The organism is Pseudoxanthomonas taiwanensis (assembly GCF_010093135.1).
Lineage (GTDB): Bacteria > Pseudomonadota > Gammaproteobacteria > Xanthomonadales > Xanthomonadaceae > Pseudoxanthomonas > Pseudoxanthomonas taiwanensis.
In genome coordinates this window covers 1-7,075 of sequence record NZ_PDWK01000099.1, presented here as the reverse complement: position 1 = coordinate 7,075, position 7,075 = coordinate 1, and the positions used below count along the sequence as shown (strand labels likewise).

General features: G+C 69.8%; 6 protein-coding genes, 1 tRNA gene and 1 pseudogene. 3 read left to right on the top strand and 5 right to left on the bottom strand.

Annotated features, from left to right (window positions below; translation table 11 throughout):
• The first annotated feature begins 396 nt into the window (after positions 1-396).
• Genes CR938_RS13395 through CR938_RS13385 form a run of 3 tightly spaced genes read left to right on the top strand, consistent with a single transcriptional unit; the run spans position 397 to position 2,641 of the window.
• On the top strand, positions 397-807 hold the full coding sequence (locus tag CR938_RS13395) for a TerS protein (RefSeq protein ID WP_162125475.1): 411 nt from the start codon (positions 397-399) through the stop codon (positions 805-807).
• Positions 804-2,309, top strand: a complete 1,506-nt coding sequence (locus CR938_RS13390; RefSeq protein ID WP_162125474.1) for a terminase large subunit — start codon at positions 804-806, stop codon at positions 2,307-2,309. Before CR938_RS13395 ends, CR938_RS13390 begins: the two co-directional genes overlap by 4 nt.
• Positions 2,306-2,641, top strand: a complete 336-nt coding sequence (locus CR938_RS13385) for a phage head closure protein (protein ID WP_162125473.1) — start codon at positions 2,306-2,308, stop codon at positions 2,639-2,641. The genes CR938_RS13390 and CR938_RS13385 overlap by 4 nt, the downstream gene beginning before the upstream one ends.
• 351 nt (positions 2,642-2,992) lie before the next feature.
• Here CR938_RS13385 and CR938_RS13380 read toward each other — a convergent pair.
• The 5 genes and pseudogenes from CR938_RS13380 to fliE all read right to left on the bottom strand — a co-directional run bounded on the left by CR938_RS13380 (position 2,993) and on the right by fliE (position 6,946).
• A tRNA-Val gene (locus CR938_RS13380) sits at positions 2,993-3,067 on the bottom strand.
• Between the two features lie 84 nt (positions 3,068-3,151).
• A pseudogene (locus tag CR938_RS13375) lies at positions 3,152-3,922 on the bottom strand (glutamate synthase-related protein); the annotation flags it as partial.
• A gap of 38 nt (positions 3,923-3,960) precedes the next feature.
• Positions 3,961-5,010, bottom strand: coding sequence for a FliG C-terminal domain-containing protein (locus CR938_RS13370; RefSeq protein WP_162125472.1), 1,050 nt, complete (start codon positions 5,008-5,010; stop codon positions 3,961-3,963).
• A complete protein-coding gene (gene fliF, locus CR938_RS13365) occupies positions 5,003-6,613 on the bottom strand; it encodes a flagellar basal-body MS-ring/collar protein FliF (protein ID WP_211365243.1) in 1,611 nt (536 codons plus the stop codon). Before fliF ends, CR938_RS13370 begins: the two co-directional genes overlap by 8 nt.
• A gap of 15 nt (positions 6,614-6,628) precedes the next feature.
• A complete protein-coding gene (fliE, locus tag CR938_RS13360) occupies positions 6,629-6,946 on the bottom strand; it encodes a flagellar hook-basal body complex protein FliE (protein WP_162125471.1) in 318 nt (105 codons plus the stop codon).
• Positions 6,947-7,075: the final 129 nt, after the last annotated feature.

Here is a 7,075-nt window from a genome sequence, read left to right as displayed (position 1 = left end):
CACCTCGCGCCGCGTGCGCTTGCGGCTCCCCAGACCCTCGGCATCACCGAACGACAGCTGCATCGCACTCACCCCGATCACGGTGAGGCATTGTCGCGCAATCGGGCGGAGTTGTTCAGACCTTCCCCAACGTGGTGGACCACGCCAGCGGAGACCCGAGCGACAACAGCAGGCGCAACCTGGTCGCGCTGTGCGAGCCATGCCACAACCACAAGACGCAGCGCCAGCGTGCCGGGCTGCCTGTCGTGTGGGGCTGCGACGCGCAGGGCTGGCCGCGTGACCCGATGCACAGCTGGAACCGCGAGACCACCATCGAGACGCGCCAGAAATCGCTGGGGACCGAGGCGCCAAAGACCGCCCGCCCACCTTTCCTTTAACGCTAAGTGCGAGAACGAAATGCGCCAGACCCGATCCGATAGCGCGGCAGCAGCCGTCCAGGCCGCGCAGAACGCCGCACAAGGCCCGCTGGAGCCGCCTGCGCATATCCCCCTGCCGGATGCCGCGCGGCCTTTCTGGGCTGCGCTGGTGCGCAACAGGCCACGCCACAAGTGGAACGAAGCTGACCTGGGCAATGCCGCGATCCTGGCGATCACGCAAATGCAGGTGCATGACCTGATCGGCGACGTGGAACAAGCGGCGCTGGTGGACAAGCTGACCCGGCGCATCGTGTCACTGTCCCGCCTGCTGCACGTTCACCCGGAGGCGACCGAAGGCCGGGCGCAGGATCAAGGCAACAAGCTGGCGCTGGAACGTGAAGCCGAGGCCGACCACGATCCGCTGATTCCGACCTTGCGGGTGGCGAAGTGACGAGGGCCGAGGCCGTCATCCAGTTCGTTGAGCGGTACTGCCTGACCCCGGACGGCGAGCATGTCGGCAAGCCGCTGCGGCTGGCGGAGTTCCAGAAGCGCTTCATTCGGTACGTGTACGACAACCCGGCAGGCACCCGCCGGGCCTACCTGTCCATTGCCCGCAAGAATGGCAAGTCCGGCCTAATCGCGGGCCTGCTGCTGGCGCACCTTGTCGGCCCCGAGGCGCGGCTGAACAGTCAAATCGTGTCGGGCGCGATGAGCCGGGACCAGGCGGCGCTGGTGTTCAACCTGGCGGCGAAGATGGTGCAGCTCAACCCGAAGCTGTCGAAGCTGGTGCGAATCGTGCCGAGTTCGAAGCGGCTGATCGGGCTGCCGCTGAATACCGAATACCGGGCACTCGCTGCGGACGGCAGGACGGCCCACGGGCTTTCCCCGGTGCTGGCGATCCTGGACGAAGTCGGACAGGTGCGCGGCCCGCAGTCGGACTTCATCGACGCCATCACCACGTCGCAGGGCGCGCACGCGGAGCCGCTGCTGATTGCCATTTCCACGCAGGCGGCGACGGATGCCGACCTGTTTTCGGTATGGCTGGACGATGCCGCACAATCGAAAGACCCGCGCATTGTCTGCCACCTGTACGCCGCACCGGAAGGCTGCGACCTGCTGGACGAATCGGCATGGCGCGCGGCGAATCCCGCGCTGGGGCTGTTCCGTTCGGAAGATGACCTGCGCGAACAGATGATCCAGGCGCAGCGGATGCCGAGCATGGAAAACGCGGCGCGCAACCTGCTGCTGAATCAGCGGGTGTCCACGGATGCGCCGTTCGTGTCGCCGGACGTGTGGCGTTCGTGCAACGCGGCACCGGAGCCGTTCGATGGTCCCGTCTTCGGCGGGCTGGACCTGTCGAGCCGGAACGACCTGACGGCGCTGGTCCTGGTCGGGAAGGTCGGCGGCATGTGGCAGGTGCGGCCCTACTTCTGGACGCCGGAGAAGGGCCTGGTAGAGCGCGCACGACGTGACCGGGCACCCTATGACGTTTGGGTGCGGCAAGGGCTGCTGAGGGCCACTCCGGGCGCGTCGGTGGACTATGAGGCGGTCGCGCGGGACATGGCCGACATCCTGGACGGGATCGAGGTGCAGGCCATCGCCTTTGACCGCTGGCGCATGGACGTGCTGCAACGGGAGCTGGAACGCCTGGGCCTGTCCCTGCCGCTGGTCCCCCACGGGCAGGGCTTCCGGGATATGTCGCCGGCACTGGACACGCTCGAGGCCGAGCTGTTGAACGGGCGCATCGCCCACGGCGGGCATCCGGTCCTGGACTACTGCGCCGCCAACGCCACGACCGTCCGCGACCCCGCCGGCAACCGGAAGCTGGACAAATCCCGGTCCACTGGCCGCATCGACGGGATGCAGGCCCTGGCAATGGCCCTGGGCGTCGCTCAAACCGCCGAGACCCCGGTGGCCGACCCCTACAGAGAACGAGGGCTGCTGATCCTATGAGCTACACCGCGCAAGAGTTGAACACCAAGATCACGCTGAGCCGGTACACCTACGAGGTAGACGAGATTGGCCAGCCGATAGTGACCTACGTTCCGTATGCCGAGGCGTTCGCGAAGTTCGAGCCCCTGATCGGACGGGAGTTCTTTGCTTCAGCCCAGACGACCTCCGAGGCTCAAGCCAAGGTCACGATGCGATGGCGCCGCGACCTGGACGCCACGGATCGCCTGACAGCGCGCGGCCAGCATTGGGACATCGTGAGCATCCAGAACATCAAGAACCGCAACCGCGAGCTGCTGATCTACGTCAAACGCAACCCCATCGCTGACGGATAGCGCGCGCAAGGGATCGGCGGATGGGGCTTGCGCGCGTGATCTGTCTCCCCACCGCTGCCGGATAAGCCGTGAGTGCCGGCGTTCGAAAAACCACGGCAGCGAGGGCATCGCGACATCCGCGTGGCGGACGGCTCCGGCCGATCCTTCGCGGTGTGACCCCGCACCGGCCCCGCGCTAGGGGCACGCCGGCCTGAGCGATTCAGGACCGGCACCGCAGGAGTGCAATGCTCCGGCATCGGCCCCCGCCACGGGCGATCCTGGCGGGGGCTTCTTTTGCAGGACGTATGCAGGACACGAAAAAACCGGCGCTGGGCCGGTTCGTCGTTTCCCCTTTGAAATCAAGGGTTTAGATGGTGGGCGGTGCAGGGATCGAACCTGCGACCCTTGCCGTGTGAAGGCAATGCTCTACCGCTGAGCTAACCGCCCTTGTGGGCTGCACCAGTGGTGCAGGCCGCGCATGTTAAATGCGCGTGGGCGTCCGGTCAATCCTCCCCGCGAAAATTTTTCGCCTCAGCGCGACTTGCTGCTCCGCAGCCGCCGGATCCGGGGTGGCGGCGCGAAGGCGTCGGCGCGCGCCTCGGCCCAGAAGGCGCGGAACACGGCGTGGTCCGCCGGGACGCCGTGCAGCAGCTCTCCCGGCTCCAGGAAGCGGTACAGGGCGGCCAGGGAGCGGATTTCCACCGGCGAGACCCGGCGCAGGATGTGCTCCGGGCCCAGTTCGGAAGGGTGTTCCAGCCCGGCCGCGCACAGCAGGTCGCGCAGCGCGCGCAGGGTGCTGTCGTGGTAGCGCCAGACCCGCACCGCCTTGTCCTCCGGGTCCAGGTTGCGCCAACGGCGTGGATCCTGGGTGGCGATGCCGGTCGGACAGCGGTCGGTGTGGCAGCTCAGCGACTGGATGCAGCCCAGGGCGAACATGAAGGCGCGGCCGGCGTTGCACCAGTCCGCGCCCATGGCCAGGGTGCGGGCGATGTCGAAGGCCGAGGTGATGCGCCCGGCCGCGGCCAGGCGGATGCGCCCGCGCAGGTCCAGCCCGACCAGGGTGTTGTGCACCAGCATCAGCGCCTCGTGCATGGGCACGCCGATGTGGTCCATGAACTCGGCCGGCGCCGCGCCGGTGCCGCCCTCGGCACCGTCCACCACGATGAAGTCCGGCAGCAGCGCCGGCTCGGCCCGCTCGTGCTCGTGCATGGCCTTGGCGATGCCGAACCATTCCCAGGGATGGCCGATGGCCAGCTTGAAGCCCACCGGCTTGCCGCCGGACAGCTCGCGCAGGCGCGCCAGCGGCGGGAAGCTGTAGCGGCGGTACGGCAGCGCCGGGCTCACTCGACCACCTCCTCGGCGAACAGCTGCAGCTGGATCTCGCCGGCCTCGGCCATGTCGCGCACCTGCTCCATGATCTCGCGGCGCGCCTGGTCGATCCGGCTCATCGGCATCGGGCCGGTGCGCCTGCACAGGTCCTCGAAGGCCTGCACCTGGCGGCGCGGCAGCTGCCGCACCAGCGCCTCCCGCAGCGACGGATCGGTGCCCTTGAGGGCCACCGCCCAGCGCTCGAACGGTACCGCGCCGACGATCGCGGCCAGGGTCTCGTCGCTCTGGTAGGCCAGCAGGTCGATCGAGTACACGCGGTCCTCGATCTGCGCGGTGGCGTCGGGATCGTGCTCGCGCAGCACCTCGATCAGCTCGGCACGGTTGACCGGCAGGCGGTTGATGATCTCCGCCGCCTGGCGCGGGCCCTCCACGGCCGCGCCCTGGTTGCCCAGGTTCTCCAGGCAGGAATCCACCACGGCCTCCAGGTCCTTCAGCAGCTCGTGGTCGATCTCCTTCAGCCGGGCGATCTGCAGCATCACCCGCTGGCGCTGCGCCTCCGGCAGCGCGGCGATCACCTGGCTGGCCTGCTCGGGCTTGATCAGGGCCAAGAAGATGGCCTGCATGCGCACGTGCTCGCGCGCCAGCCGGTCGGCCAGCCACTGCGGCTGCGCCCATTGCAGGCGTGCCATCTTCGGCCCGATCCCGTCGCCGTAGATGGCATTGAGCACGCTGTTGGCCACCGCGCTGCCCAGCGCCAGGTCCAGCGAGCGCTGCAGGTAGCTGCGCGAGGCGCCGTGCACACCGCTCTGCTCGCGGTAGGCGTCGAAGAACATCTGCAGGGTCTCCTGCACGGCGTCCACCTTGATGCCGTTGATGCCCGACATCACCCGGGTCACCTCCAGCAGCTCCTCGCGTGACAGGCAGCGCATCACCGCCGCGGCCGCCTCCTCGCCCATGCTCAACAGGGTGATGGCGGCGCGCTCCAGCGGGCTGATCTCCGGGCGCCTGGCCTGGACCAGTTCGGATCCGGCCGGCGGCGCCGTCTCGGCGGGGTTATCCATGCTTGCGAATCCAGGGCTTGATCACTTCGGCCACCCGTTCCGGTGCCTGGGTCGCCAGCACGCGCAGGTGCTCGATCAGCACGTCCGCGTCCGAGCCGACCGGCGGCAGCTTCGGCTCCGGCGGTGCCAGCTCCTGCGCCGGCACCGGTTCGGCGACCAGGGTCCCGCCGCCCGGACCGCCGACCAGCGCCGGCTGGGCGGCCGGCGGCTGCGGCGCGAACTGGCGCAGGATCGCCAGCAGCGGCCGCACCACGAGGAAGAAGGCCAGCAGCGCCAGCAGCGTGTAGCCGGCCCACGGCATGGCCACGACCAGGGTCTCCGGGTCGCGCCACCACGGCGGGCCCAGCCGTTCGGCAGCGGGACGGAAGTCCATGGCCGAGACCACCAGCGCGTCCTGGCGGCCGGCGTCGATGCCGATGCCGCTGCGCAGCACGCCCTCGATGCCGGCGATCTGCTCCGGCGTCCAGCCGGTGCCGGCCGGCGCGGCGGCGTTGTTGGGCACCACCGCCACGCTCAGGCGCTTGAGCCGCACCGGGCTGCGGCGGATCTGCACCACGTTGCGGTCGTAGACGTACTGGCGGGTGATCGCGTTCTTCTGCGAGCGCGGCCCCTCCTGGCCCTCGCCGCCGGCGGTGCCGACCACCGGCACCGGGCGGTTGGACAGCGAGCCGGGCACGCCCAGCGGCATGACGCCGGTGTCGTTCTCCTCGCGGGTGGCCTCCTGGGTCACGCGCGGGGCCTCGCCGAACTGCTCGTGGGTCTCCTCGATGCGGTCCTGGTCCACCTCCACCGCCACCGAGGCGCGGAAGTTGCCCTCGCCCAGGGTGGGACCGAGCAGGTCGTGGATGTTGCGCAGGGTCTCCTCGCGCACGCGGGTGGCCAGCTCGCCGTTGTCGCCGCCGTGCGGGCTGGCCGGATCCACGCCCGCCGACAGGTAGTTGCCGGCCTGGTCCACCACCGACACGCGCGCCGGGTCGAGGTTGGCCACGCTGCCGGAGACCAGGGCGATGATCGCGGCCACCTGCTCGCGGTTGAGGCGGCGGCCCGGCTTGAGGTTGAGCACCACCGAGGCCGAGCTCTTGTCGCCGTCGCTGAGGATGAAGGAGGAGGACTTGGCCAGGGACAGGTGCACGCGCGCCGACTGCACCGGCTCCAGAGTCGTGATGCTCTGCACCAGCTCGCCTTCCAGGCCGCGGCGGAAGCGCACGTCCTGGACGAACTGGCTCACGCCCAGCGGGTCCTTCTGGTCCACCACCTCCAGGCCGTCGGGCAGGCGCGCGACCACGCCCTTGGCGGCCAGCAGCATGCGCACCTGGCCCAGCCGCGAATCCGGCACCAGCACCTGGCCGCTGTCCGGATGCAGCCGGTACGGGATGCCCTCGGCGTCGAGCACCGCCATCACGTCGGCGGCGGCGACGTTCTCTTGGGCGCCGAACAGCGGCCGGTAGCGCGAGTCGGCGTGGCGCAGGTACATCATCGCCAGCGCGGTCAGCGCCAGCGCCAGCAGCACCAGGGGCAGCAGGCACGCCAGGCCGGCGGAGGACGGCAGGGGCAGCGCGGCGGGACGCCAGCGCTCCAGCATGGGCTTGAGGCGTTCGATCACGGCGCGGGCGCCCGGTCAGACGTTCGTCTTCATGAGGTCGTCGAACGCCGCCATGACCTTGTTGCGCACCTGGATCAGCATCGAGAACGACAGGCTGGCCTCCTGGCTGGCGAGCATGGCCCCGACGATGTCGTCGCTGGCACCGGTCTCGACCGCCTCGGCCTGGCGCGCGGCCTCGTGCTGGGCCGCGTCCACCCGCAGCAGTGCCTGCCGGAACATGTCGCCGAAGCCGCCGGCGCCGTCCGGGGTCGGCGCCGGCGGCAGCTCGCCCGGCTGCAACGTCGCCAGCGTCGCCAGGGGCGGCAGGGAAGGCATGTTCGTCAGTGCATCCATGGGCAGGACGGACTCTTCTTCGGATCGGGCGGCATTGTGTCCAGCCGCCCCCGGCGCCGCACCGATTCTGAAAGGAATCTCTACGTGCCCCGCGGCGGCCGCACGGAGGCGCCCGCCCCGCCCGCGACC

Coding starts and splice junctions, on each gene's coding strand:
- CR938_RS13395 (WP_162125475.1), top strand. CDS start 397: ATGCGCCAGACCCGATCCGATAGCGCGGCAGCAGCCGTCCAGGCCGCG.
- CR938_RS13385 (WP_162125473.1), top strand. CDS start 2,306: ATGAGCTACACCGCGCAAGAGTTGAACACCAAGATCACGCTGAGCCGG.
- CR938_RS13370 (WP_162125472.1), bottom strand. CDS start 5,010: ATGGATAACCCCGCCGAGACGGCGCCGCCGGCCGGATCCGAACTGGTC.
- fliE (WP_162125471.1), bottom strand. CDS start 6,946: ATGGATGCACTGACGAACATGCCTTCCCTGCCGCCCCTGGCGACGCTG.